The 26943-nt window shown below is 35.2% G+C and carries 23 protein-coding genes; 20 read left to right on the forward strand and 3 right to left on the reverse strand.

What is annotated here, in order from left to right; translation table 11 throughout:
• Positions 1-127: 127 nt before the first annotated feature.
• From HNQ00_RS14830 to HNQ00_RS14855, 6 genes are all read left to right on the forward strand, one after another.
• Positions 128-1129 carry a homocysteine S-methyltransferase family protein gene (locus tag HNQ00_RS14830; RefSeq protein ID WP_173839288.1) on the forward strand — a complete coding sequence of 334 codons (1002 nt, stop codon included), beginning with the start codon at positions 128-130 and terminating at the stop codon, positions 1127-1129.
• 4 nt (positions 1130-1133) lie between these two features.
• Positions 1134-1799, forward strand: a complete 666-nt coding sequence (locus HNQ00_RS14835) for a hypothetical protein (protein ID WP_173839289.1) — start codon at positions 1134-1136, stop codon at positions 1797-1799.
• 12 nt (positions 1800-1811) lie between these two features.
• Positions 1812-2591: a hypothetical protein gene (locus HNQ00_RS14840; RefSeq protein ID WP_173839290.1), complete on the forward strand. Its 780-nt coding sequence runs from the start codon at positions 1812-1814 to the stop codon at positions 2589-2591.
• A gap of 326 nt (positions 2592-2917) precedes the next feature.
• The gene (locus tag HNQ00_RS14845; RefSeq protein ID WP_173839291.1) at positions 2918-6025 is read left to right on the forward strand and encodes a vitamin B12 dependent-methionine synthase activation domain-containing protein; all 3108 of its coding nucleotides are present in this window, start codon (positions 2918-2920) and stop codon (positions 6023-6025) included.
• Positions 6026-6106: 81 nt separating this feature from the next.
• Entirely contained in the window at positions 6107-7063 is a 957-nt protein-coding gene (metF, locus tag HNQ00_RS14850; RefSeq protein ID WP_173839292.1) for a methylenetetrahydrofolate reductase [NAD(P)H], read from the forward strand.
• An 88-nt stretch (positions 7064-7151) separates the two neighbouring features.
• Positions 7152-7955, forward strand: a complete 804-nt coding sequence (locus HNQ00_RS14855; protein WP_173839293.1) for a hypothetical protein — start codon at positions 7152-7154, stop codon at positions 7953-7955.
• Between the two features lie 87 nt (positions 7956-8042).
• Here the strand turns inward: HNQ00_RS14855 and gldA are convergent, their stop codons facing one another.
• Positions 8043-8939 carry a gliding motility-associated ABC transporter ATP-binding subunit GldA gene (gldA, locus tag HNQ00_RS14860; protein WP_173839294.1) on the reverse strand — a complete coding sequence of 299 codons (897 nt, stop codon included), beginning with the start codon at positions 8937-8939 and terminating at the stop codon, positions 8043-8045.
• A 150-nt stretch (positions 8940-9089) separates the two neighbouring features.
• Here gldA and HNQ00_RS14865 point away from each other — a divergent pair, with 150 nt between their 5' ends.
• The 12 genes from HNQ00_RS14865 to kynU all read left to right on the forward strand — a co-directional run bounded on the left by HNQ00_RS14865 (position 9090) and on the right by kynU (position 21448).
• On the forward strand, positions 9090-10352 hold the full coding sequence (locus HNQ00_RS14865) for a dicarboxylate/amino acid:cation symporter (protein ID WP_173839295.1): 1263 nt from the start codon (positions 9090-9092) through the stop codon (positions 10350-10352).
• Positions 10353-10679: 327 nt separating this feature from the next.
• Entirely contained in the window at positions 10680-11516 is an 837-nt protein-coding gene (locus HNQ00_RS14870) for a prephenate dehydratase (RefSeq protein ID WP_173839296.1), read from the forward strand.
• A 33-nt stretch (positions 11517-11549) separates the two neighbouring features.
• A complete protein-coding gene (locus HNQ00_RS14875; RefSeq protein WP_173839297.1) occupies positions 11550-12698 on the forward strand; it encodes a pyridoxal phosphate-dependent aminotransferase in 1149 nt (382 codons plus the stop codon).
• Positions 12699-13556 carry a prephenate dehydrogenase gene (locus HNQ00_RS14880; protein ID WP_173839298.1) on the forward strand — a complete coding sequence of 286 codons (858 nt, stop codon included), beginning with the start codon at positions 12699-12701 and terminating at the stop codon, positions 13554-13556.
• 65 nt (positions 13557-13621) lie between these two features.
• Positions 13622-14704 carry a bifunctional 3-deoxy-7-phosphoheptulonate synthase/chorismate mutase type II gene (locus HNQ00_RS14885; RefSeq protein ID WP_173839299.1) on the forward strand — a complete coding sequence of 361 codons (1083 nt, stop codon included), beginning with the start codon at positions 13622-13624 and terminating at the stop codon, positions 14702-14704.
• A 106-nt stretch (positions 14705-14810) separates the two neighbouring features.
• Positions 14811-15443, forward strand: coding sequence for a hypothetical protein (locus HNQ00_RS14890; protein ID WP_173839300.1), 633 nt, complete (start codon positions 14811-14813; stop codon positions 15441-15443).
• A 104-nt stretch (positions 15444-15547) separates the two neighbouring features.
• On the forward strand, positions 15548-16528 hold the full coding sequence (gene rsgA / locus HNQ00_RS14895; RefSeq protein ID WP_173839301.1) for a ribosome small subunit-dependent GTPase A: 981 nt from the start codon (positions 15548-15550) through the stop codon (positions 16526-16528).
• On the forward strand, positions 16525-16977 hold the full coding sequence (dtd, locus tag HNQ00_RS14900) for a D-aminoacyl-tRNA deacylase (protein ID WP_173839302.1): 453 nt from the start codon (positions 16525-16527) through the stop codon (positions 16975-16977). Before rsgA ends, dtd begins: the two co-directional genes overlap by 4 nt.
• 2 nt (positions 16978-16979) lie before the next feature.
• Entirely contained in the window at positions 16980-17306 is a 327-nt protein-coding gene (locus HNQ00_RS14905; protein WP_173839303.1) for a nucleotide pyrophosphohydrolase, read from the forward strand.
• Between the two features lie 80 nt (positions 17307-17386).
• The gene (locus HNQ00_RS14910; protein WP_173839304.1) at positions 17387-18610 is read left to right on the forward strand and encodes a 3-phosphoshikimate 1-carboxyvinyltransferase; all 1224 of its coding nucleotides are present in this window, start codon (positions 17387-17389) and stop codon (positions 18608-18610) included.
• 195 nt (positions 18611-18805) lie between these two features.
• Complete coding sequence (gene queA, locus HNQ00_RS14915; protein ID WP_173839305.1) at positions 18806-19855, forward strand: tRNA preQ1(34) S-adenosylmethionine ribosyltransferase-isomerase QueA; 1050 nt, start codon at positions 18806-18808, stop codon at positions 19853-19855.
• A gap of 321 nt (positions 19856-20176) precedes the next feature.
• A complete protein-coding gene (gene kynU / locus HNQ00_RS14920; RefSeq protein ID WP_173839306.1) occupies positions 20177-21448 on the forward strand; it encodes a kynureninase in 1272 nt (423 codons plus the stop codon).
• Between the two features lie 44 nt (positions 21449-21492).
• On the opposite strand, the gene HNQ00_RS14925 is transcribed toward kynU, so the two are convergent.
• Positions 21493-23055 (reverse strand): hypothetical protein, encoded by a 1563-nt coding sequence (locus HNQ00_RS14925; protein WP_173839307.1) that lies wholly within the window; start codon positions 23053-23055, stop codon positions 21493-21495.
• Positions 23056-23249: 194 nt separating this feature from the next.
• Between HNQ00_RS14925 and HNQ00_RS14930 the strand changes: the two genes are divergently transcribed.
• Positions 23250-23684 (forward strand): YMGG-like glycine zipper-containing protein, encoded by a 435-nt coding sequence (locus HNQ00_RS14930; RefSeq protein ID WP_173839308.1) that lies wholly within the window; start codon positions 23250-23252, stop codon positions 23682-23684.
• A gap of 71 nt (positions 23685-23755) precedes the next feature.
• Here the strand turns inward: HNQ00_RS14930 and HNQ00_RS14935 are convergent, their stop codons facing one another.
• Entirely contained in the window at positions 23756-24400 is a 645-nt protein-coding gene (locus HNQ00_RS14935; protein WP_173839309.1) for a flavin reductase family protein, read from the reverse strand.
• Positions 24401-24546: 146 nt separating this feature from the next.
• On the opposite strand from HNQ00_RS14935, the gene HNQ00_RS14940 reads away from it, so the two are divergent.
• Positions 24547-26934 (forward strand): penicillin acylase family protein, encoded by a 2388-nt coding sequence (locus HNQ00_RS14940; RefSeq protein WP_173839310.1) that lies wholly within the window; start codon positions 24547-24549, stop codon positions 26932-26934.
• Positions 26935-26943 lie beyond the last annotated feature (9 nt).

The following is a 26943-nucleotide window of genomic DNA, read 5'->3' on the forward strand; positions in this document are numbered from 1 at the left end:
GCCGAACACCGGCACAATAGGATGTCGCTTCCATCAGGGCTAAAGACAAACAATATTGAACTTTAAGAGCTATTAATCAAAAGTATTTATCTCAATTCATATTGTGATTTACAAGAAATAAAAAGTTATGTCAAGCATTCACGAAGCCATTAAAAAAAACATACTCATCCTCGATGGAGCCATGGGAACCATGTTGCAACGTTACAATTTCTCTGAAGAAGATTTTAGAGGAGAACGTTTTAAAGATTTTCCACATTCTCTTAAAGGGAACAACGATTTATTATCACTAACACAGCCACAAGCTATAAAAGCGGTGCATGCTGCGTATTTTGAAGCCGGAGCTGATATTGTTGAAACCAATACGTTCTCAGGAACCACCATCGGAATGGCTGATTATTTCTTGGAAGAATACGTGTACGAATTAAATTATGAGTCGGCTAAACTAGCCCGCGAAGTAGCTGATGAATTCACCGCCAAAAATCCAGATAAACCTCGTTTTGTAGCGGGATCTATAGGGCCAACAAATAGAACAGCGAGTATGTCACCAGATGTAAATGATCCAGGATACAGAGCGGTAACTTTTGATGATTTGCGAATTGCTTACAAGCAACAAGTAGAAGCTTTAATTGACGGTGGAAGTGATATTTTATTAGTCGAAACTATTTTTGACACACTAAATGCCAAAGCCGCACTTTTTGCCATCGAAGAAGTAAAAGACGATCGCAATATCGATATTCCAATCATGGTTTCGGGAACGATTACCGATGCTTCAGGAAGAACACTTTCTGGACAAACGGTGGAAGCTTTCTTGGTTTCTGTTTCGCATATTCCATTGTTGAGTGTTGGTTTCAATTGCGCCCTTGGAGCGGATTTATTGAAACCATACTTACAAACATTGTCACAAAACACCGCCTTCAATGTATCAGCGCATCCTAATGCAGGATTGCCAAACGCTTTTGGAGAATACGACGAAACCCCAGCAGAAATGCAAGCCCAAATAAAAACGTATCTCGACGATAATTTAGTAAATATCATAGGTGGTTGTTGCGGTACAACCCCAGAACACATCAGATTAATTGCTGATATTGCTAAGGATTACAAACCAAGAGTTTCGGTAGCGGTTATGTAAAGTTATGAAAGAAGAAAAATTCGATATTGTAAGTATAGATAGTGAGAGGTTTGTGTATAGTTTTGAGAGTATAGTAGCTTTTAGAACTGCATTTAAATTAAAGTTTAAATACATAGTAGCATTTCACGCAACTAACTTAAGTAATGAAGAATTAATTTGTATTCAAAAAAAAGGACTTAAAATAGCTTCTAAAGAATTGTTGGAGAGTAAAGCTATACATCGGTTCATAGTAAATGAATCTGAATCAAAATCGAAAGAGATTGAGAAGGATATAAAAGAATGGTTTTCTAATGAGAGGCTATATGATAATAAGTTTTATACTAAGAATGAAATAAATTTTGGCTTAGTAAAAGATGATTTGTTTGAGAATTATCATTATTTATTATTTGGATCAGAATCACTGTTACAAGTAGCTGATTATTTAAAGAAAAAGCACCATAAATCATTCAGACAGATATTAGTTAATTCAGGGTTTCACTATATTATTGAAGTCTTAATTCCTGTTGCTAAAATAGATGACGAATGGATTGACAGTATTTATGATTTTTTTAAGGGAGAATATTCGTTTCCGATCTCTTTGGTGTATTATACTGACTTATCTCATGGATTTATTGTGAAAATAGAAAAAGTTACAAGACCAAATGATAAACAAAATTTGATTTTAATTTAGAATTTAAAACTCATGGGAATAAAAAAAAGGTTTCTAGTATCAAGTTATTTGATGATTTTATGTTTGCTTTCCTGTGGTAAAGAAAAAACAGAAGTAGTAGCTCCTCCACAAGTAGTAGTCGGAAATGAAGAACAAGAAATTATTAAAGTTGATTTGCCTGAATATTCGTTATTAAAAAAATCCGACATAAGTATTAAAACATCTATGGATGCTAATGCTCCTTTAAATAAAAGATTTACGTACAAATATTTGGTTTCTAAAGCAGTAAGAAGAGAGCAATTACCTCCCTTACTGACTAAATTAATTGAGGATATTGTTCGAAATGATAAAGATATAGATGATATTACAGTTTGGCTGTATAGTGATAAAAAATATATAGATGGTTCTTATGATGTTGCTATGGCAACTTTTGCACCATCAAATGGTGAAGTAACTAAAGAAATCGCTTTAAGTAATGATAAAACATCCTATGTTGCAAATTTTCAAATTGCCGACAATTTTGAAGAACATTTAAATAATGAATTAGAAAAAGTTGCTATTTCAGGTTTAAGTTTTGATTTAAGGAAGAAGATATATTCAGAATTAGCAGAAACTGAGACTAGAGCAAGAGAAAAGTTAGATAAAATTTATCCTTATACTGAAAATTTTGACACTGAAAATTTTGCTAACAAATTAGATGAATTGACTAAAAAGTATGAAAAAGTTATTTGTATAAAGTATAAGATAGATAATAAAATGATGGAAGATATTTATGCTGAAGGAGATAAAAACGAATGGTATAAATACTGGTAAAATACTGGGTTCAGCTAACGAGAGCGCAACTAAGGTGTCCGTAAAGATTTTTTTTGTGAATACGATGCGTGATTACTTCGTTCCTGGGAACGAAATAGAATTTACAAAATTGCGTGAGGGATAGCAGTGGAGCTCCTTTTTCTTGAATTACCTCGGCTTGAAATCCGAGGTAATTCAAGAAAAAGAGCGGGAACGAATAGCCCGACCCTTTTGGGTCACGCCCAAATAATAATGAAAAAATAGCTTTCTAAAAAAAGCATACAGTATAAACTTAGAGACTAACTCCCGATAGCTATTGGGATAGTAACTCAGGAATTTAAGAAAAAATGGCAGAACAAGAAACTAGAAGAAACCTTGTATTAGCGGGATTAGAGCCTTTGATCATTACGCCTGAAAGCGTATTTGTGAATATTGGGGAGCGTACCAATGTGACAGGTTCTAGAAAATTCCTTCGGTTAATTAAGGAAGAAAAATACGAAGAAGCACTAAGTATTGCTAAGGAGCAAGTGGAAGGTGGTGCGCAAATCATCGATATTAATATGGATGAGGGAATGCTGGATGGTGAATATGCCATGACCAAATTCTTGAATTTAATTGCTGCCGAACCGGATATTTCACGTGTGCCTATTATGATTGATAGTTCGAAATGGCACATTATTGAGGCCGGACTAAAAGTTGTACAAGGAAAAAGTGTGGTAAATTCTATTTCGTTAAAAGAAGGCGAAGAACAGTTTATTCATCATGCTAAATTGATTAAGCGTTACGGTGCTGCGGCGATTATCATGGCTTTTGACGAAACAGGTCAGGCTGATAATTACGATCGTAGAGTAGAAATATGTCAACGTTCGTATGATATTTTGGTTGATAAAGTGGGTTTTCCGCCGCAGGATATAATTTTTGATTTGAATATATTTCCGGTTGCCACAGGAATGGAAGAGCACCGATTGAACGCTTTGGATTTCTTTAGAGGAACCAAATGGGTTCGTGAAAATTTACCACACGCGCATATTAGTGGTGGGGTGAGTAATGTGTCGTTTTCGTTTAGAGGGAATGATACGGTTAGGGAAGCGATGCACTCGGTTTTCTTGTATCACGCGATCAAAAACGGAATGACAATGGGGATTGTAAACCCAGAGATGTTGACGATTTATGATGATATCCCAAAAGATTTATTAGAGCATGTTGAAGACGTGATCTTAAACAGACGCGATGACGCTACGGAGCGTTTACTAGACTTTGCTGAGAATGTAAAAGGCGATGTAAAGAGCAATGAAAAGGCAATTCAGGAATGGCGCTCAGGTACGGTGCAAGAAAGAATTACGCACTCGCTTGTAAAAGGAGTAGATGCTTTTATAGAATTAGACGTTGAAGAAGCGCGACAGGCTGCCACAAAACCTATCGAGGTAATCGAAATCAATTTGATGACGGGAATGAACGTGGTGGGAGATTTATTTGGTTCGGGTAAAATGTTTTTGCCGCAAGTGGTAAAATCGGCGCGTGTAATGAAAAAAGCGGTAGCGTATTTATTACCATACATCGAAGCGAGTAAACAAGCGGGAGACAAACAAGGGAATGGGAAAATATTAATGGCAACTGTAAAAGGAGATGTCCATGATATTGGTAAAAATATTGTTTCGGTGGTGTTGGCTTGTAATAATTATGAGATTGTGGATCTTGGTGTGATGGTGCCTCCTGAAAAAATTATTGCTGCAGCGATCGAACACGAAGTGGATATTATTGGACTGAGTGGTTTGATTACACCTTCGCTTGACGAGATGGTATATCTAGCCAAAGAATTAGACAAACGCGGAATGAAAATCCCCGTGATGATAGGTGGAGCAACAACTTCGCGTGCGCATACCGCCGTAAAAATTGCACCGCAGTATAGAGAAACAGTCATTCATGTTAACGATGCTTCGAGAGCGGTAACTGTAGCTGGAAGCTTGTTGAATAAAGATAAAAAAATATATGCTAGTGATATAAGAGCGGAATATGATGCGTTTAGAGAAACGTTTTTAAACCGTTCTCGTGACAAAAACTTCTTGACAATTGAACAAGCTCGAAAAAATAAATTGCAATTAGATTGGGATAATTTTACTCCTGTGAAACCAAATATTATTGGTGAACAAGTTATCGAAGTAGAATTGGATGTATTGGTTCCTTATATTGACTGGACACCATTTTTTAGAACGTGGGAATTGTTTGGTAAATATCCAGCGATTTTAACGGATGAAGTAGTTGGGGAACAAGCAACTTCGGTTTTTGCGGATGCACAAGAAATGTTGGCTGTGATTTTGAAAGAAAAGAAATTGACAGCCAAAGGAATCTACGGAATCTTTCCTGCGAATCAAATTAATGATGATGATATTGAATTATACCACGCCCCCCCCGCCCCCGAAGGGGGAGCTATTCAGATTGAGGAAAAGCAAACTTGGGAAACATCAAGTCCCGCTTTATACGACGTATTAAAAGAGCGAGCTAAGGAAATGAGAAATAAACCAACGGAAGCTGAAAAAATGCTTTGGAATGTGTTATCGAATAAAGGAATTGAGAACTTAAAATTCAGAAGGCAGCATGTAATTGGGGAGTATATAGTGGATTTTGTGTGTTTAGAACGAAGGCTGGTTATAGAAGTTGATGGTGGTATTCATGATACTGCCGAACAGAAAGAACATGACGAGTATCGAACTGATTGGTTGGAATCAAAAGGTTTTAAGGTTGTAAGATATACCAATACACAAGTTTTAAGTGATATTAATAACACTATTGAAAGTATCAGAAAAGAATTAAATACAAACTTGGAAGTTCCCCCTTCGGGGGTTAGGGGGCTCTTTTTAACTTTAAGGCAACAATCACAAAAAACAAAAGGAGCTCCAAACATTGCTTTGGCAGATTTTATTGCTCCAAAAGATTCGGGTAAAATAGATTACATGGGTGCTTTTTGTGTGACTACCGGTTTTGGAGTTGATGAATGGGCAGCTGAATTCGAAAAAGATTTAGATGATTACAATTCGATTATGGTAAAAGCACTAGCAGACCGTTTTGCAGAAGCCTTCGCCGAATATTTACACGAAAAAGTTCGTAAAGAAGTTTGGGGTTACTCGGCTGATGAAGCATTGAGCACCGAAGATATGATTGCAGAAACCTATAAAGGAATTCGACCTGCACCAGGATATCCTGCATGTCCAGACCATTTAGAAAAACCCACGATTTGGAAATTACTGAATGTCGAAAAAGAAATAGGAGTAACCTTAACTGAGAGTATGGCAATGTGGCCAGCATCATCTGTTTCGGGATATTATTTTGGGAATCCTGAAAGTAAGTATTTCGGACTTGGGAAAATAAAAGAAGACCAAGTAATCGATTACGCCAAACGAAGAAGTATCTCTACAGATATGGCTACTAAATGGTTGAACCCGAATATAGCAGACTAGAAAAGTTGTTTAAAGTTTAAAGTTTCAAGTTGCTCAAGAGAACTTTAAACTTTAAACTTTAAACCTGAAACAAAAAATAAAATGAAAGTAACACAACATATAGAAGAATCAAAAGGGAAAACTTTATTCTCATTTGAAATTATACCGCCTCAAAAAGGAAAAGGGATTCAGGAACTGTACGATAATATTGATCCGTTAATGGATTTTAAACCACCATTTATCGATGTGACTACTTCTCGTGAGGAATTTATTTATGTGGATAAAGGCAACGGATTATTAGATAAAAAACTAACAAGAATGCGCCCTGGAACATTAGGTATTTGTGCGTCTATTAAGCACAAATACAATGTAGATACCGTTCCCCATGTATTGTGTGGTGGTTTTACCAAAGAGGAAACCGAATATTTGTTAGTAGATTGTCATTATTTAGGAATTAATAATGTAATGGCTTTGCGTGGTGATGCGATGAAAGATGAACAATCTTTTGTGCCAAAACCAGGTGGGAATAATTACGCTGTTGACTTAGTGCAGCAAATAAAATTGCTTAATGAAGGGCAATATTTGCATGATGTAATGCATGTAGACAATAAAGCTAATTTTTGTATTGGTGTGGCAGGTTACCCAGAGAAGCATTTAGAGTCTCCTTCTTTGATTTCGGATTTAAAAAGATTGAAAGAAAAAGTAGATGGTGGCGCAGACTATGTGGTTACGCAAATGTTTTTTGACAATGCTAAATATTTCGAATTTGTAGCTAAGGCGAGAGAAATGGGAATTATGGTGCCTATTATTCCGGGTATTAAACCATTGGCCGTACAAAGGCATTTACATGTTTTACCACAAATTTTCAGGATAGATTTGCCAGAAGATTTAATTGATGCAGTAGATAAATGTAAGACAAATGCCGATGTGAAACAAGTGGGAATCGAATGGGCAATTCAGCAGTCATTAGAGCTGAAAGCGGCTGGTGTTCCTGTTTTGCATTATTATTCTATGGGAAAATCAGAGAATATTAGACAAATTGCGAGTGCATTATTTTAAAATAGTTATTGGGTTGCTGCATTTACTAAAGTTGGGTAGAGTGACAATTTAATCTTATATTGCAATCTCTTACTAAATTGATTCAGATATGAAATATTTTTATGGTGCTTGTTTGTTAATTGCTGTAACTGCAACTTCTTGTAAAGACCAAACAACAGCAGCAAACCAAGGAGATCCTAGATTATTAGTTCCTTTTACACAACAAACAGCTTTGCAAAATAATAATGCAGCTGTTCCTAGTGCTTCCTCTGGGGATCATAATTTATTTCATGGCGAGACCACTTCTGGAAGCACTACAGTTTTAAGTGGAATAAATCCTGCACATGGGCAACCTAACCATCGCTGTGATATAGCAGTAGGTGCTCCTTTAAATTCAGTGGCTAACGGTAGCCAAACGTCAGAAACTGTAACAATGAATGGAAGCCAGCAAGTAGTTGCTACTTCTCAAGCTGTTTCACAACCCTCTGTTGTGAAAACAGAAACTGCCAAAGGTATGAATCCGCCGCATGGAGCAAAAAACCATCGCTGTGATATTGCCGTTGGAGCACCATTGAATTCAAAAGCTGCAGCGCCAGTTCAAACCGCTAATTATGTAGTCAACCAAGCAGGTACTGCTACTACTACAACTGCTCAAGGTTTAAATCCTGCGCATGGTGAAAAAAATCACCGATGTGATATTGCGGTAGGAGCTCCTTTGAATTCAAAACCAGCTGAGAAAGTTATTTCGAGTAAAGGAGAAGTTTCTAAACAAGTAAATGTACAAGCACAATTACCTGCGTTACTGTCAACTAATGCTAGTGATGTTGTAACTGCCGATGGTATAAATCCAGCACATGGTAAAGAGGGACACAGATGCGACATAGCAGTTGGAGCAAAGTTGCCAAAAACATAGCTTTTAAACTTATTTATAAAAAAAACACGCTCATTAAAATTAATTTTAATGAGCGTGTTTTCTATTTAGCCAAAAACGTAAAATTATTTATTGGGTAATTTCTCTAAATATCGCTTCTAAGTTTTTATTTTTTTGGTTGAGTTGTAGTGTTTTTAAACCATTTGCAGTAGCAAAATCAAACACAACTGAACGCATGTCTTTTTCCGTTTTGAATGTCAGTTCCCAAATCATGTCATGTGTATTCTTATAACCGATGAGATTTTCCATTTTTGCTATAGCTTGCTCTTCAATTTGGTAATCAAATTCTACTTCAATAACTTGCTTTGCTTCTTCAGAGATGAGGTTGTCTAATTTTTTATCAGCGACGATTTTACCTTTATTAATGATAATAACTCGATCGCAAATTGCTTCTACCTCCTGCATGATATGCGTAGAAAGAAACACGGTTTTGTCTTTACCTACATTTTTTATCACATTCCTAATCTCCATAAGTTGGTTTGGATCTAAACCCGTTGTAGGTTCGTCTAGAATCAAAACATCGGGATTGTGCAATAAAGCATTTGCAAGACCTACGCGCTGACGGTATCCCTTTGATAATTGTCCAATTTTCTTGTGACTTTCGGCTGATAGACCGGTTAAATTAATTACTTCTTCGACTCTGCTCTTTGAAACTTTATGAATTTGAGCGTTGAAAGACAAATATTCTCTCACATACAGTTCAAGATATAGCGGGTTGTGCTCTGGTAAATAACCTATAGATTGTTGTACTGCTTTTTGCTGGGTAGTAATGTCATGATTATTCACTGTAGCAGTACCATCGTCTGCGCTGAGGTAGGTTGTTAAAATCTTCATCAATGTAGATTTTCCAGCACCATTAGGACCTAAAAAGCCTACGATTTCGCCTCTATTTATAGCAAAAGAAATACTATCAAGTGCTTTTTGATTTCCGTAGCTCTTAGAAATATTTGTAACAATTATTGACATGATAAATTATTTGAAGCAAAAGTATGAAGAAAATAATTGAGAAGGTATTTTCGATAAAGATTATGTAAAACTCTTTTATAAAACTGCTTAAATTAGCTGTTGTAGTAATTTCTAGCAATTAGATTTCTATATTTATAAAAAATATATCATATGTCTAAAGAGGTATCAGCATCAAAAAGTTTGTTTAAAACATACAGTAGTATTATTTGGTTGTTATGCGGAATTATTGCCGGGAGCATTTTAGGTCTCGCTTTTGGTGAAGGAGTTTCCATTATCAAACCGTTAGGGGATATCTTTTTGAATTTGTTGTTCACAGCTATTATTCCTTTAATCTTTTTTACGATCGCTTCATCAATTGGGAGCCTAGAAAAATCAGAGAAGTTAGGGAGACTATTTTTTGTTATTGTCGTTGTTTTTTTAGGAACCGTTTTGGTTTCAGCTATTGTTATGATTACAGGAGTTTTTCTATTTCCTATTCATCAAGATATTATCATTTCAAAAATTCCATTAGAAGAAATGCAAACGATGAGTGGGGGTTCACAGATTACTCAGTTGCTAACTGCAGGAGATTTTTATGAATTGCTTTCACGTAAGAGTATGTTAGCGCTAATTATATTTTCGTTTTTAATCGGGTTTGCGAGTTTACGTTCTGGTGAAAAAGGTGAAAGCTTTAGGAATTTTTTAAACTCAGGTAATGAGGTGATGAAGGAGTTGCTTAATATTATTATGAAAACAGCACCCGTAGGTCTAGGAGCATACTTTGCGTACCAAGTTGGAATTTTTGGGCCTCAATTATTTGGTGCTTATGCAAAACCATTAGGATTGTATTATGCATTTTGCAGTTTTTATTTTATTGTATTTTTCAGTATTTACGCTTTTATAGCGGCAGGAAAATTAGGATTTATGACCTTTTGGAAAAACAATATCACGCCAGCATTAACCGCATTAGGTACCTGCAGTAGTATCGCGACGATTCCTGCAAACCTGGCTGCTAGCGAAAAAATGGGTGTGCCTAAGTATATTCGAAATGTGGCTATTCCGTTAGGAGCACCTTTACACAAGGATGGCTCTAGTATGTCCTCGATTATAAAGATTGCAGTAATTTTTGCCATGTTTGGTAAAGATTTCACAGATCCAATGACTTTAGTAACTGCGCTAGGAATTACGGTGATTGTTTCTATTGTTGAAGGTGGTATTCCTAATGGAGGATACATAGGTGAGATTCTAGCAATTACCATTTATGGCTTTCCTATGGAGCAAGCCTTACCAGCAGCAATGATTATAGGAACATTGGTCGATCCTATTGCTACTTTGTTAAATGCAAATGGAGATGTGATATCGTCAATGCTAATTGCAAGAATTTCAGAGGGTAAAAACTGGCTTTCTAACGCCATGCAAGAAAAACTAGCTTAATAATAAGAGTGGCTCTTTTTTTAATACGGTGCATTTAAGCGGTTTTTTTAATTAATATGTAATTTAAAACTAGTTTTTTAGAGAATTCTTTTTTAGTTTGCCAAAATGCATTTTTTTTTTTGGTGCAGGTAAAATAATGTATACATTCGCAATGTAATCAATACACAAAAACAAAGATCATGTTGAACAACCGATTTTATTTTAGCAATACTTATTATTTCTTCTGGAAAGAGGATAGGGATTGTCGTATGGTTATTTAATTACAAAATTAAATTATAATTATAAATATACAATCCCGATGAAAATCGGGATTTTTTTTTGGAATAAATGGAAATAAAAGTCGCAATACAGGGAATTAAAGGTTCGTTTCATCATCAAGTTGCTCAAGAATACTTTGGGGAAAATGTGCAAATCGATCCTTGTTTATCATTTGAAGAATTGGTAGATAGCTTATTATCAGGTAAGACTGATCAGGCTGTTATGGCAATTGAAAATTCTATTGCTGGTCCTATTATTCCAAATTATGCGTTGATTGATAAGAATAATTTACACATTATAGGAGAGCATTACCTGCGCATTCATCAAAATTTAATGGTGCTTCCAGGTCAAAAAATGGAAGATATTGCTGAGGTTCATTCACACCCTATGGCTCTTTTACAATGTATGGATTTCTTGAAAAAATATCCAAATATTAAGAGAGTAGAGGATAAAGATACTGCAGAAACTGCGCGTAGAATCAAGGAGAATTCGATAAAGGGTATTGCTGCAATCGCTAGTAAAACGGCTGCTAAAATGTACGATTTAGATATCATCGCTCCAGAAATTCAAACAATCAATGATAATATGACTCGTTTTGTCATTTTAAAAAAAGAGAATTCATTTGTTCCACAGAGCGATATTAATCGCGCTTCACTTAAGTTTGAATTAGACCATAAACGAGGAAGCCTAGCAGCGGTGCTTAATGTAATGAGTGATTGCAAAATGAATTTGACAAAAATACAGTCACTACCAAAAATTGAAACGCCATGGAAATATTCGTTTTTTGTTGATGTGACATTTGATCATTACAGCGATTACGCTAAGACAAAATCGCTACTAGAGATTATGGCAGAATATTTTAAAGTTTTAGGAGAGTATAAAAATACCAAACCATTGACGGAATAAGAACGGAATTAGGAGTAAAGTAATATAGAGATCATGATTAAATTAGCAAAGCGATTAGATGTTGTAGAAGAATACTATTTCTCTTCTAAATTAAGGGAAGTTAGACAACTTGCTTCAGAGGGAAATTCGATCATCAACATGGGTATAGGTAGCCCTGATATGAATCCATCAAAAGCAGTTATTGAAGCAATTCAAACTGCCGTTACTGATGAGAATGCACATCAATATCAAAGTTATCAAGGCTTGCCAGAGTTACGCCAAGCGATGTCAGATTTTTATAAAAATAACTATAATACTACTGTAAATCCAGCTACTGAGATATTACCTTTAATGGGGTCTAAGGAAGGAATCATGCATATTTCACTTGCTTTTTTAAATGAAGGTGATCATGTGCTAATTCCTAATCCGGGTTATCCTACCTATACATCAGTTACTAATCTAGTGGGAGCAGTGCCAGTTTATTATGATTTAAAAGCTAGTACTAACTGGGAACCAGATTTTGACGCTTTAGAAAAATTAGATTTGTCGAAAGTAAAAATCATGTGGATTGGTTATCCTCATATGCCTACAGGAGCGAGAGGAAGTCTTGCTTTATTTGAGAAGTTAGTGGCTTTTGCCAAAAAGTATCAAATACTGTTAATCAATGACAATCCATATAGTTTTGTTTTGAATGATAAACCAATGAGTTTGTTGCAAGTTGAAGGAGCAAAAGAGGTAGCGCTAGAACTTAATTCATTGAGTAAAACTTTTAACATGGCAGGGTGGAGAGTTGGAATGGTTTTAGGGAATGCAGTAGCTATAGATGCCGTTTTAAAGGTAAAAAGCAACATGGACAGCGGTATGTTTTACGGTGTTCAAAAAGGAGCAATCGCCGCATTGAATTGTGGGAAATCATGGTTTGACGAGCAAAATGCAGTGTATAAAAAGCGAAGAGTGCTAACAGAACAGTTAGCCGAAAAATTAAACTGTGAGGTTTACAAAGAAGGTGTTGGGCTATTTGTTTGGGCAAAGTTGCCAGCAGGAGTAGCATCTGCGGAAGCGTTTATAGATGCCATTTTATATGACAAACATATTTTTATCACACCAGGAACAATTTTTGGTAGTAATGGAGAAGGATATATTCGGTTTTCACTATGTGTCACTGAAGATAAAGTACAAGAAGCAATAGATAGATTTAATTAGATGAAAGTTTACATAATAGGAATAGGTTTAATAGGTGGTTCAATGGGTTTAGATATAAAAGCCTTGTATCCAGAAGCTACAATCTACGGAATCGATACTAATGCAAAACATATCGAGGAAGCAATTGCCTTAAACGTAATAAATTTTGAAGGTGTTATTACAGATTTAGATACTGCTGATTTTGTCATTGTTTCTGTACCGGTGGATACAGCTTTGCAAGTGTTGCCTGCAGTGTTAGACAATATAGGAGAGCATACCATTGTTTTTGAAGTAGGTTCTACTAAGAATCCTATTTGTGAAGCGGTTGCGAATCATTCGAAAAGAAGAAATTTTATTGCCACGCATCCTATCGCAGGAACAGAATTTTCAGGACCTTCAGCAGCGATTACTAATTTGTTTGATGGTAAAACAAATATTATTTGTGAGGTAGAGCGCACTGCTTTTAAATTGCAAGAGAAAGCATTAGATTTATTTAAAAATATGGGAATGCGCATACGATATATGGATCCAAAATCGCATGATAAACACATTGCTTATGTGTCGCATTTATCGCATATAAGTTCGTTTATGTTAGGTAAAACGGTAATTAATAAAGAGAAGGACGAACAAGATATCTTTGATATGGCAGGTTCAGGGTTTGAAAGTACGGTACGATTAGCAAAAAGTTCACCAGCCATGTGGACACCTATTTTTAAACAAAACAAGTTAGAAGTAGTAGAAGCTTTAGAAGGGTATATCGCTAACCTAACGCAGTTCAAGGATTTGTTAATAAATGAGGAATACAATGCCATCTTTGAAGAGATGGAAAGTGTCAATAAAATAAAAGAAATATTAAACGGAATGCAGGTTAAAAAGTAACAGCCAGTAGAAAAGGCTTACTATTATAAAAGAAACAACTCAAAAAAAAATAAATAATTAGAAAGATGGAAAACAAGAAAGAAATGAGAAATTGGTTGAATGAATTTAATTTAAATCATCCATTTGTGATAGCAGGACCTTGTAGTGCTGAAACAGAAGATCAAGTATTAAAAATTGCTCATGAATTAAAAGATTCTGATGTAAGTGTTTTTAGAGCAGGTATCTGGAAACCAAGAACACGTCCAGGAGGATTTGAAGGTGTTGGAGAAATAGGATTAAAATGGTTACAAAAAGCTAAAGCAGAAACAGGTTTATTAATGGGGACAGAAGTTGCGACTGCTGCACATTGTAAATTAGCTTTAGAGCATGATATCGATGTTTTATGGGTTGGTGCTCGTACAACAGCAAATCCATTTGCAGTGCAAGAAATTGCAGATAGCTTGAAAGGAACAGATAAGATTGTATTGATAAAAAACCCAGTAAATCCAGATATGGCTTTATGGTTAGGTGGCGTAGAGCGTTTATATAATGCAGGAATTAAAAATTTAGGAGTTATTCATAGAGGTTTTTCTACTTACGAAAAAACGAAATATAGAAACATACCAGAATGGCAGATTGCTATTGAGTTACAAAATAAATTTCCTGATTTACCTTTAATTATTGATCCATCGCATATCACTGGAAACCGCGATATGATTCTTGAAGTAACTCAGGAAGCATTAGATCTTAATTATGATGGTATGATCATTGAAACTCATACTGATCCAGATAATGCGTGGAGTGATGCTGCACAGCAAGTAACACCAGATACTTTGAAACAAATTTTCAAAGACTTAAGAGTTAGAAAAGTAAGTGGTGATACGGATGAGTACGCTAATAAAATGACAAAATTGAGAGCTACTATTGATGTTCTTGATGCTAATTTATTAGAGTTACTAGGAAAAAGAATGAAAGTTGCTGACGAAATTGGTCAAGTTAAAAAAGAATCAAATGTAGCAGTGTTGCAAAACCAACGTTGGAATGAAATCTTAGGGAATATGATTCTTGAAGGAGAGAAAAAAGGGCTTTCAGAAGAGTTTGTTCTTAGAATGTTTAAGGCAATTCACCAAGAAAGTATTGGTCACCAAGACAAGGTGATTAACGCTTAAGATATTTATTTTTTAGAATAATTAAAAACCTACCTGTGTGTAGGTTTTTTTTGTACTATTGCGTAAGCTAAAACCAAACCATTTTAACCTTAATCTTCAATTTTAGATGAAAAAATTACTAGCTACAATGTTGTTATTGTTTACTTTAATGGGATATTCTCAAGAAAAGCAAATATTCGAAAGTCCTAAGATGGCAGCAATTATTGCGACACACAAAGTAGTTGCTATACTTCCCTTTAAAGCCACAATTGCTTATAAAAAACTACCAAAAGGATATAGCGAAGATTCTAGAATTGCCGAAGAGCATAGTATGAGCACGCAAATGCAAAGCGGACTGTACACGTACCTCTTGAGAAAATTAGATGATTATACTGTGCAAGTGCAAGATGTTGACAAGACAAATACCTTGTTGAAAAAAGCTGGTTTATATGATAAATTAGACGAAACATCGGCAGAAGAAATTTCGAAAATTTTAGGAGTAGATGCCGTGATAAAATGCTCCTATGTTTATGAGAAAACGGGGAGTGAAGGTGCGGCACTAGTGAAAACCTTATTAATTGGTTTTGGAACGGGTAAAGTTGCAACTGGAGGTCTTACAATGCAAGTGAATAATGGAGCAGACGGTGAACTAGTATGGAGGTTTTATAAACAAATGGCTGAGGATGTTTTAAGTTCGCCTTCGGCAATGATGGAAAGAATGATGCGTAAAGTAGGAAGGAACTTTCCTTATGAAAAATAAAGGCTTTTTATAGCATATTTAAAACCCTTCCTCTCGTGTGAGTTGAAGGGTTTTTTTATGCAAATAAAAACTTTAAACTTAAAACAAAATTTTACCTTTGCAGCATGACAGGACTCGTTTATAAATCTACAGGAAGTTGGTACACAGTAAAATCTACAGCAGGTGATTTTATTGAATGCCGTATAAAAGGAAAATTCCGTATTAAGGGAATTAAAAGCACTAATCCAATTGCGGTAGGCGATGTAGTAGATTATGAGGTAGACGAGACATCAGATGTGAGCACTGGAACCGTGTACAACATTCATGAACGAAAAAACTATATCGTACGTAAATCGGTTAATTTATCGCATCAAATGCACATTATCGCTTCTAATATTGATCGTGTATTTTTATTAATTACGGTAAATAACCCTCCAACAACTTTTAATTTTATTGATCGTTTTCTTGTTACTGCTGAGGCATACGGAATCGAAACTGTTCTAGTGTTTAATAAAATTGACACTCTTGACGAGCCCACACTTGATGAACAATTGTATATGCAATATGTGTATGAACAAATTGGATATAAGTGCTTGCGTGTTTCTTCGACAGAAATGAAAGGTATTGAAGCCTTGAAGGAATTAATGATAGGTAAGGTGAGTATGTTTTCAGGACATTCAGGTGTTGGGAAATCAACATTGGTAAACGCTATGGAGCCTTCATTACATTTGAAAACAAAAACAATTTCAGATGCTAGTAAACAAGGACAGCATACTACCACATTTGCTGAGATGTATGATTTGTCTTTTGGTGCAAGCATAATAGATACCCCTGGTATTAAAGGTTTTGGTATGGTTGATATGGAACCGGCCGAAATAAGTGGTTATTTCCCTGAGTTTTTTAAATTAAAAGACCAGTGTAAGTTTAATAACTGCTTGCATAAAGAAGAACCAAAATGTGCTGTGAAAGAAGCACTCGAAAGAGACGAAATTGCGTGGTCCCGTTACAATAGTTATCTTAAAATTCTAGAAGGCGATGAAGAACATTATCGTACTGATATTTATAATGAAGATAGGGCCGAAAGTGATAAGACGAGAGGATTATGAGAGTAGTAATTCAAAGAGTATCATCAGCATCGGTAGTGGTCGATAACGCTACTGTCGCTAATATTGCTGCTGGTTTATTGATTTTAGTAGGAATAGAAACAGCAGATAGTCACGAAGATGTTGACTGGTTAGTATCTAAAATTATCAAGATGCGCATCTTTGAAGATGAGAATCATGTTATGAACAAATCAGTTCAAGATATTGATGGAGATATTATTGTAGTGAGTCAATTTACACTACATGCCGCTACTAAAAAAGGCAATCGTCCATCCTATATAAAAGCAGCGAGACCTGAAATTGCTATTCCGCTTTATGAAACTTTTAATCAAAAATTAGCGTTGGAATTTGGAAAGAAAATCCAAACCGGAATATTTGGTGCTGATATGAAAGTTAGCTTATTAAATGATGGTCCTGTGACCATAATTATTGATAGTAAAAATAGAGAGTAAACATGAACTTAAAAGATTCCCAACTAGACGTAGACAATTGGATTAAAGAACACGGTGTTCGTTATTTTAACGAACTTACAAATATGGCACAACTTACTGAAGAAGTAGGAGAGGTTGCTCGTATTATTGCCCGTCGTTACGGAGAACAGTCTGAGAAAGAAAGTGATAAAAACAAAGATTTAGGCGAAGAATTAGCCGATGTTGTCTTTGTAGTATTGTGTTTAGCTAATCAAACCGGGATTGATTTGCAAGCGGCCTTTGATAAAAAGATGGATTTTAAGTCGGTTCGTGATAAAGACCGTCATAAAAACAACGATAAACTAAAATAATGTTATAAGTAGAGGCAAAGCTTTGGCGACAACTTTATTTAAAATAAATTTGTAGCTATAGATCAATCAATATTTTTACAATGAATTTACTACTAGAAACAGATCACTCCAATTTAAATGCTACTATTGCTGTAACAGGATCAAAAAGCGAAACAAATAGATTGCTACTGTTGCAAGCATTATTCCCATCAATAACATTAGAGAACACATCAAACTCTGATGATAGTGAGGTAATGCAAAAAGCATTGAATGGAAAAGATGCTGTGGTAGATATTCATCATGCCGGTACTGCTATGCGCTTTTTGATTGCATATTTTTCTGCACAAGAGGGGCGCGAAGTTATTTTAACGGGTTCTTCAAGAATGAAGGAACGTCCTGTGCTAGTATTGGTTGACGCTTTACAACAATTAGGTGCAGAGATTACTTATGAAAATGAGATGGGATACCCGCCAATTAAAATTATCGGGAAGAAAATCACCACTTCAAAAGTGCGTATGAATGCCAATGTAAGTAGTCAATATATTTCGGCTTTACTACTTATTGCTCCTACGTTAGAAAACGGATTAGAGCTTACTTTAGAAGGCGAAATCACCTCGGTTCCATATATTAAAATGACGCTGGGATTATTGAATGACTTAGAAATTGAAAATAAATTTGAAGGAAATGTGATTACTGTTTTTCCTAAAAACCAGGTTGCTGCTAAGGTAATGACTGTAGAGTCTGACTGGAGTTCGGCATCTTATTTTTATAGTTTGGTAGCCCTTGCAGATACTGCTTCGATTAGTTTAAGTAGTTATAAACAGAACAGCTTACAAGGAGACTCAGCTCTAGCTACTTTATATAAAAAGCTTGGGGTACATTCTACATTCGAAAACAACACTTTAACCTTAACAAAAATTACTGGTTTTGATCCTGAAATAGTAGAATTTGAACTTAATAATACACCAGATATCGCACAAACTATTGTAGTAACTTGCTTGGGATTAGGAATAGGTTGTCACTTGACTGGTTTGCATACTTTAAAAATAAAAGAAACAGATCGATTAGAAGCGCTGAGAATAGAGTTAACAAAGTTAGGAGCAACTATTACTGTCACTAATGATAGCTTGACACTAGATCCTACTCGAGTAATTAATCATAATGTGAAAATTTCAACCTACAACGATCATAGAATGGCGATGGCTTTTGCACCATTAGCATTAAAAGTACCTGTTATTATCGAAAATGCCGAAGTTGTATCAAAATCTTATCCTGATTTTTGGGATGATATGAAGAAATTAAATTTTAAAGTATCTAATATTTAATTAAAAATAGCTTTATCATAGTGAATTTTGCTATTGTATAGTGATTTTTGAATAATAAAACTAAATTAAATACTAAAATACTTGACAACGCCTATTTCACAGTCGTATATTTGCATTTGCTTAGTTATTTGATTTTCAATTAACTTTTTGCCACCCTGCGCATCGTCAAAGGGTTAACTTTAATAAAATATATAAATGAAATTATCACATTTTCAATTTGATTTACCAAAAGAGCTTCTTGCTGAATTCCCTTCAGAAAACAGAGATGAAGCGCGCCTTATGGTAATTGATCGTAAAGCACAAACTATCGAACATAAAATGTTCAAAGATGTTATTGATTATTTTGATGATGGGGATGTTTTAATCTTAAATAACACTAAAGTTTTTCCTGCTCGTTTGTATGGAAATAAAGAAAAGACTGGTGCTAGAATTGAAGTTTTCTTATTGAGAGAGCTTAATGCTGAGCAACGCCTATGGGATGTTTTAGTAGATCCAGCTCGTAAAATCAGAATTGGAAATAAATTATATTTTGGTGATGACGATTCATTAGTTGCTGAGGTAATTGATAATACAACTTCTCGTGGTAGAACATTGCGTTTTCTTTACGACGGTTCTTATGAAGAATTCAGAAACAAATTAACAGAACTGGGAGAAACTCCTATTCCTAAATATATCTCTAGAGATGTTACTCCTGAGGATGCAGAGCGTTACCAAACGATCTATGCAAAAGAAGAAGGTGCTGTAGCAGCTCCTACTGCGGGTTTACACTTTTCTAAACACTTACTTAAGAAATTAGAAATCAAAGGAATTAAATTTGCTGAGGTAACGCTTCACGTAGGTTTAGGGACTTTTAACCCAGTTGAGGTTGAAGATTTATCTAAACATAAAATGGACTCTGAAGAGTTGAAAATTAATCAAGAAGCTTGTGATATTGTAAACGATGCAAAAGCTAAGAAAAAACGTATTTGTACGGTAGGAACTACTTCAATGCGTGCCGTTGAAAGCTCAGTGTCGTCACATGGAACATTAAATCCATTTGATGGATGGACAAACAAATTTGTTTTTCCTCCTCACGAATTTACAATCCCTACTTGTATGATCACTAATTTTCATACACCAAAATCTACTTTGTTAATGATGGTTTCTGCTTTTTGTGGTCACGATTTAATGAAGAGAGCATATGAGGAAGCAATCAAAGAAGAGTATAAATTCTATTCTTACGGTGATGCCATGCTTATCATCTAATACTCCTTAAAAGGTTAATTCAATAAAAAATCTCACTAACTATTAGTGGGATTTTTTTTTGGCATATTCTAAAAAACGAACCGGGCTATACGCTACAATCTTTTTTAATGTACGCTAGCGCTCCTATTAAAAAAGGATTTTCACTGCTATCCCTTATGCAGTCTCTGCAATAATTTCACGATTGGTTTACTCAAGTGGGTCTTTGCAATCATTGCGGAAACTAACTACTCTACATAAAAAATCAAAGCATTTTGTTAAAGACAAATCAGAGTAGGTTTAGCCCATTTAAAATTCTTATTTTTACAAGACAAATTGACTATTATGACTTTCGAAAACACACTAGACTTTGCAAAAAAACTTGATTCTCAAGATCAATTGCATAAATATAGATCCCAATTTATTTTTCCTAAAGTAGATGGGAAACAAGTAATTTATTTTACGGGTAATTCACTAGGATTGCAACCCACACGTACAAAAGCCTACGTGGACGAAGTAATGGATGATTGGGCAAATTTAGCTGTCGAAGGACATTTTCAAGCCGAAAAACCTTGGTGGGATTATCATGAGCGTTTTGCAACTCCTTTAAGTAAAATTGTAGGTTGTTTGCCATCAGAGGTTTCTGTGATGAATACCTTAACTATAAATTTGCATTTGCTAATGGTGTCTTTCTATAGACCTACTGCCAGCAGATATAAAATTATATGTGAGGAGAAAGCTTTCCCATCAGATCAATATATGTTTCAAAGTCAAGTTGATTTTCATGGATACGCTGTAGAGGATGCTATTGTTGAAATTAAACGTCGCGAAGGCGAACACAATATTAGATTAGAAGATGTTTTAGCAAAAATTGAAGAGGTAGGCGATGAGCTTGCTTTAGTTTTAATAGGTGGCGTTAATTATTATACGGGTCAGGTATTCGATATTAAAACAATCACCGCTGCCGGTCATAAGGGTGGGGCTAATGTTGGTTGGGATTTAGCACATGCTGCGGGTAACATAAAGTTAGAGCTACACGACTGGAATGTTGATTTTGCTGCCTGGTGTAGCTATAAGTACATGAATTCAGGACCAGGAAACGCTTCGGGTATTTTTGTCCATGAGAAACATCATAATGCTAATTTGCCTAGGTTTGCAGGTTGGTGGGGGCATAATAAAGAACGCCGTTTTAAAATGGAGCCTACCTTTGATGCGGTTGAAGGAGCAGATGGATGGCAAATTAGTAACCTTCCTGTGCTTTCATTAGCGCCATATTTAGCATCAGTAGACATGATTGACGAGATAGGGATGGACGCTATAATCCAAAAAAGAAATAAGATTACGTCATATTTAGAATTTATTTTAGTCGAAATAGGTAAGGAGGTTGGTAGTAGTTTTGAAATTATAACTCCTAGTAATCCTGAAGAAAGGGCAAGTCAATTATCTGTGTTTCTACACGGTGAGGGTAGAAGCTTGTTTGACTATTTAATGAAAAATGGTGTCATTACAGATTGGCGCGAACCAAACGTTATTCGATTAGCGCCCGTTCCATTGTATTGTTCATTTGAAGATATGTACCATTTTGGTCAGATTTTAAAAAACGGTATTTTAGCATAAATAAAAAAGTCCCATTTTCTAATTCATTGAAAACGGGACTTTTTTTAAATTAATATGTGCTTTAATATTCCGGCTACGTTTAGCCATAGGAAGTTAAAAAAGGACTTTTCTGGGGTTCGCTCTGTTGCTACTTTAGCATTTTTGATTTCGCCATTAGTGTCGTTTTTTACTACCAGGTTTGCTATGATACTTTTAAACTTGCTTTCCTTTGTACGGTCATTTTTTTGGAATAATTTTACTTTTAAATTATGGTATTTTAGTGCAGCATTTTCTGTAGAACTAAAATCGTTTCCATTGATTGTAAAATCTAGATAATCAAATGTTCCTGTTGTTGTTGCGTTTATATAGGGTTTGGTAAAGCGGGACAAGTCAGCTGTGTTTAAATTAGTGATTTTACCGTGAAATTTGAATCCGTCAGTTTTGTCCATTACATTAAAGGTCCAGTTCACTTTAAAAGGAGAGTTATTCATGAACTTACAACTTATGTCAATATTTACATCTTTTAGCTTAGTTTGTTTGTAGCCACTTTGTAAATGTGTTGCGGTTAAATTAAACGCGTCAAAAGTGAGCATTCCTGGTCCTTTTGCAAAATTTATTTCTTCTTCATAAACTAATTGTGAGTTGGTTATAGCAAGTGTATCCACCTTCATAGGGAATTTTAAATCGCGTAGTAATTTGTTGTACAACGGTTTTTTACTTAAATCATCTGTAGGTAACTTATTGCGATAAATATTCGCCGAGAGTTTATTTAGGGAGATTTTATTGGCTTCAATAAATGGGATACTATCCTTAAAACCCCAATTTAGATTTTGTATTGCGATAGTGTTCGCTTGTAGTGTAAATAAGTCTTTTTCTTTTTTTAACTTAGAAACAAATTCTCTACGCGAGTACTCTGGAATTAATTCAAATTTATCAATTTTTAATGCCTTATCGGTGGTTTCTATATGAGCCATCCCAATATGATAAAAATCGTTGGCGCGGTAGTATATGCTGTCACCACTAAAACTGTATTTGTCATACTGAAAAGGAATTGGTTGAGCTAATGTTTCTTCGTTAATAATTATTCCACTCACTTCTAAGTGCATATTATTCACATTTAGAATTGGCTTCTTTGTTTTTATGTGGACTATTTTGACCGTTCCTTTATTCATTATAATTTTTGAAACTGCAATAATTTGCTGGAATGGAGCAACCACATCCGAACTCAATTTTTTTGAATCCTGGATTCCTTTGTTGTCATCTTTATATAGCACCACTTCTGGATTGTTGATGGTGATGCTATTGGCTTTGATTTTATTGTTAAATAGAATCTCCCATATTTTAAAATCGCGAATTTCTATTGATTTTATATTTGAATAAATTCCTAATTTACCTTCACTTTTTTTTGTATTCTTTTTGGGAATAACAGCTACTCCTTGTGCAGAAATATTCTTGTCTACCATATCGATAGTCAAGGTTTGATAAGTAATTGAGTAATCAGTTTTATTTTTATCGGCAATGATTTTAGGGAGTTGCTTGTTTACAAAGTAATTAATAGCCAAGTTAAATGCTACAACTATTGATAGTACTACTGCGATAGCAATAATGATTTTTTTTGCCTTACTCATGTGATTTGTGTTTGGACCATAAAAGTAGTCATCATCAAGGGCTAAACAGTCATCATATTATAGCTAAGAGTTATAACTTTATGAAATTGAGCATAAAATTATACTGTAATTGTATAATGTTTTGTTGTAACTACATAAGTGTTATGGTTGCAAATAGTGCGTTATTTGTATCTTACTAAATTTAAAACTAAGTTATGAAAGTATTATATATTGTATTGGTAGCTTTGACTATTGCATCATGTAGAAATCAAGGAGCAGAAGCCAATATGGAAGATGCAAGACAGGTAAGTATCGATTCTATGAAAACAAAAATCGAGAAAGACCGTATTATTGATTCAGTACAAACGGCTGTTGCTCAAGAGCAAGAGGCGAAACAAGTTCAGAAAGAAGTGGTTGTAGTAAATCAGCCAGCTGCAACGACAACCGCTGCGACAACAACTACCACTACAACAACTGAGAAAAAAGGATGGAGTAGTACTGCAAAAGGTGCTGTGATTGGTGCTGGTGTAGGTGCTGCGACTGGTGCAATTATCAGTAAGAAGAAAGGCACAGGAGCAATTATTGGTGGTCTAGCGGGAGCAGGTGTAGGTGCAGGTACTGGAGCTATAATTGACGGTAAAAAGAAATAATAAACTATAGAGTTTATATCTAATTAAAACGCTTAGAGCTAACTAGTTCTAAGCGTTTTTTTTATGCTTTTTTATTTTCTTGATTTACTTAAGGTAGTTGGTATTCCTTTTCTAGCATATTCAAACCGCTCTACAAGTTTAGGAACACAATAGCCGTCCAGTCCATTTATGCTTACTACATTAGCTTGGTCTAGTTGTAGCCATCCATCCGCCTGAGCTAAATTTTCGTTATAGAATATTTTTTCGATACTTGCTATGATATGGACTGTACCGTTCTCCTTGATGTGGTATTCGTTCACGTATTTGCAATAAAGCTGCACAGGGCAATTTTTTACAAATGGCGTGATTAGGGAATCTTTAAACTCAAGTTCTAAATTGGTTTTGTCAAATTCTGATTCTTCTGGATTATAGTTAGCCGAAGTATGGTGGGCATCAGCAATGATTGAAGCGGTTACGTGATTTACGGTAAAATAACCAGTTTCTTTAATATTCTTATAGGTGTCGCGAACCACAATTGTAGGACGCATTATAAAGCCCAAAATTGCAGGGTCACTACCTAAGTGTGTAATACTGCTAAAAATAGCGACATTATTTATTCCATCGAGCGATTGCGTAGCGATAAGATTAGCTGATTTATATCCAGTGCAAGAATTAACTAAGTTCAATCGCTCTACTTTTTCCATTTGTAATAAATCTGCGGTAGTGACTTCTTTCATGAGTAATATTTTGTACAAATATAGTTTTGTTTAATTAAAAAATCAAAACTTTAAACAAAAATACTATCGTTAAAGTAAATTGTGATCTAAATCAATTTGGTATAGACTAAAGTAATTTATATTTGTTACTCTTAAACACAATGAATATGAAGGTAGTAAGGAAGTTGGTTTTAATTCTAGTAAGTTTGTTTCTCGTTTTGGGCGTGTTTTGTGCAGCTTACGCCTATTACCAAAAACCCAAATACGAGGGCGAGATAGCACTTGAAAATGTAAAGGAGCAAACAACAGTGTACTTTGATGATTTTGGAATTCCTCATATCTATGCCGCTAATACTAATGACGCTATGATCGCATTAGGTTATGTACATGCACAAGACAGACTGTGGCAAATGGAACTAATGCGCAGAATTGTTCCTGGTAAATTATCAGCTATTTTTGGTCGTGTGGCGCTTGAAAATGATCGCTTTTTTGTGGGATTAGGTATCGAGGAAGCTTCGGAAAAGGCTATTGCAGATTTGGATAAAAACAGCCCAAGTTACAAATTAAGTATGGCATATTTAAATGGCATAAATCAGTACATAACAGAAGGGAAAACGCCGGTTGAGTTCACACTTTTAGGTATTACGCCTGAGAAGTTCACAATTAAAGATATTTATAATGTTTTTGGATACATGGCTTTCAGTTTTGCAATGGCTCAAAAATCAGATCCTTTAATGACTGACATTCGTAATCAGTATGGTAGTGAATATTTAAAAGATCTGGGTCTTGATGGAATTAGTACTACAGTACAAATACAAAATACAAATGCATTCAAAGATAAGTATGCTGCTATTTCTAAGTCAGTTGCAGGAATTCTAGATAAATCAGTTGTGCCTCCTTTTATAGGTTCAAATAGTTGGGTTATAGGTGGAGCAAAAACTAAGAGTGGTAAAGTGATTTTTGCAAATGATCCACATATTGGATTTTCACAGCCGGGAACTTGGTATGAGGCGCACATACAGACTCCAGAATTTGAATTATACGGTTGTTATCTCGCTGGTACACCTTTTCCGCTCCTTGCGCATAATAGGGATTACGCCTATGGATTAACGATGTTTGAAAATGACGATATTGATTTGTATCAAGAAACAAATAATCCAGAAAACGAAAATCAATACAAAACAGCTACAGGCTTTGCAGAATACCAAGTAAGAGAAAAGCGTATCGAGGTAAAAGACAGTTCGACAGTTGTATTAAAGGTAAAAGTTAGTCGCCACGGACCTATTATGAATGATATTCTATCAGGATTAAATAGTAAAAAGCCGGTAGCGATGTCTTGGATTTATACGCAGCAACCCATTCAGATTTTGGATGCTATTTACACAATGTCTCATGCTAAAGATATCGTCGATTTTCAACGTGGCGTGTCTTTGATTGCGGCACCAGGACTTAATATTATGTATGGAGACGCCAATGGAAATATTGCTTGGTGGGCTAGTGGTAAGTTGTACAAGCACAATAAAGGGGTGAATCCTAACTTTATTCTGGATGGAAGCAGTGGCAAGGATGATATTCAAGAATACTTAGATTATTCTAAAAATCCCAGAGCGATCAATCCTGAGTGGAATTATGTGTACTCTGCAAACAATCAGCCTGCAGCGGTAGATGGCTATTTATACCCTGGTTACTACCTGCCTGAAGATCGCGCTAAGAGAATAAAAAGCTTACTAGAAGGCCGTGATTTATGGGATAAGCAGGCGGTTGCAAAAATGATCACTGATAATACTTCGGCAGTAGCTCCCAGTATTGTAGCTAACTTAATTCATAATTTGGATGTAAATACATTGTCTAAAGAGGAAGGTGATGCTTTAGAATTTTTGAAAACTTGGGATGGTAATAGTGAGGTAGATGCCGTAGCACCTACAATTTATAATAAGTGGATTTATTTTTATTTAAAAAATACGTTTGAGGACGAATTAGGCCCCGAAGGCTTTGAGCAATTTTTAAGTACGCACATTATGAAAAAAGTGATTGCAACTCAAATTGAGAATGAAAATTCAGTCTGGTGGGATAATATTAATAGTAAGGGTAAAAAAGAAACATGTAACCAAATTGTTTCTCAGTCGTTTAAACAAGCCATCGCGACCATCGACCAGCAGTTAAGTGGTACTGTGGCATCTTGGAGTTGGGGAAAAGTACATCAAGTTACCTTTGAACATCCTTTAGGGAAAGTGAAATTGCTTAGTAAGCTATTTAATGTTGGTCCTATTGCTGTTGCAGGTTCAAACGAAGTGATTAACAATCAGATGTATCACTATACGAGTGATCAAAATTACAAAATTACTGCAGGTCCATCTACCAGAAGAATTGTTGATTTTGGGGATGTAGAAAACAGTTGGAGTATCTTGCCTACTGGCCAATCTGGAAATCCTTTTAGCAAACATTATGACGACCAAACTACCTTGTACAATCAAGGGAAATTTAGAAAAATGAAAATGAACAAAAAGGAGATAATAGCTACTAGTTCGAAGTTGGTTTTTAATCCAATAAAATGATTTGGCCAC

This window comes from Flavobacterium aeripolare (assembly GCF_013294025.1).
In the GTDB taxonomy this organism is placed as follows: Bacteria; Bacteroidota; Bacteroidia; order Flavobacteriales; family Flavobacteriaceae; genus Flavobacterium.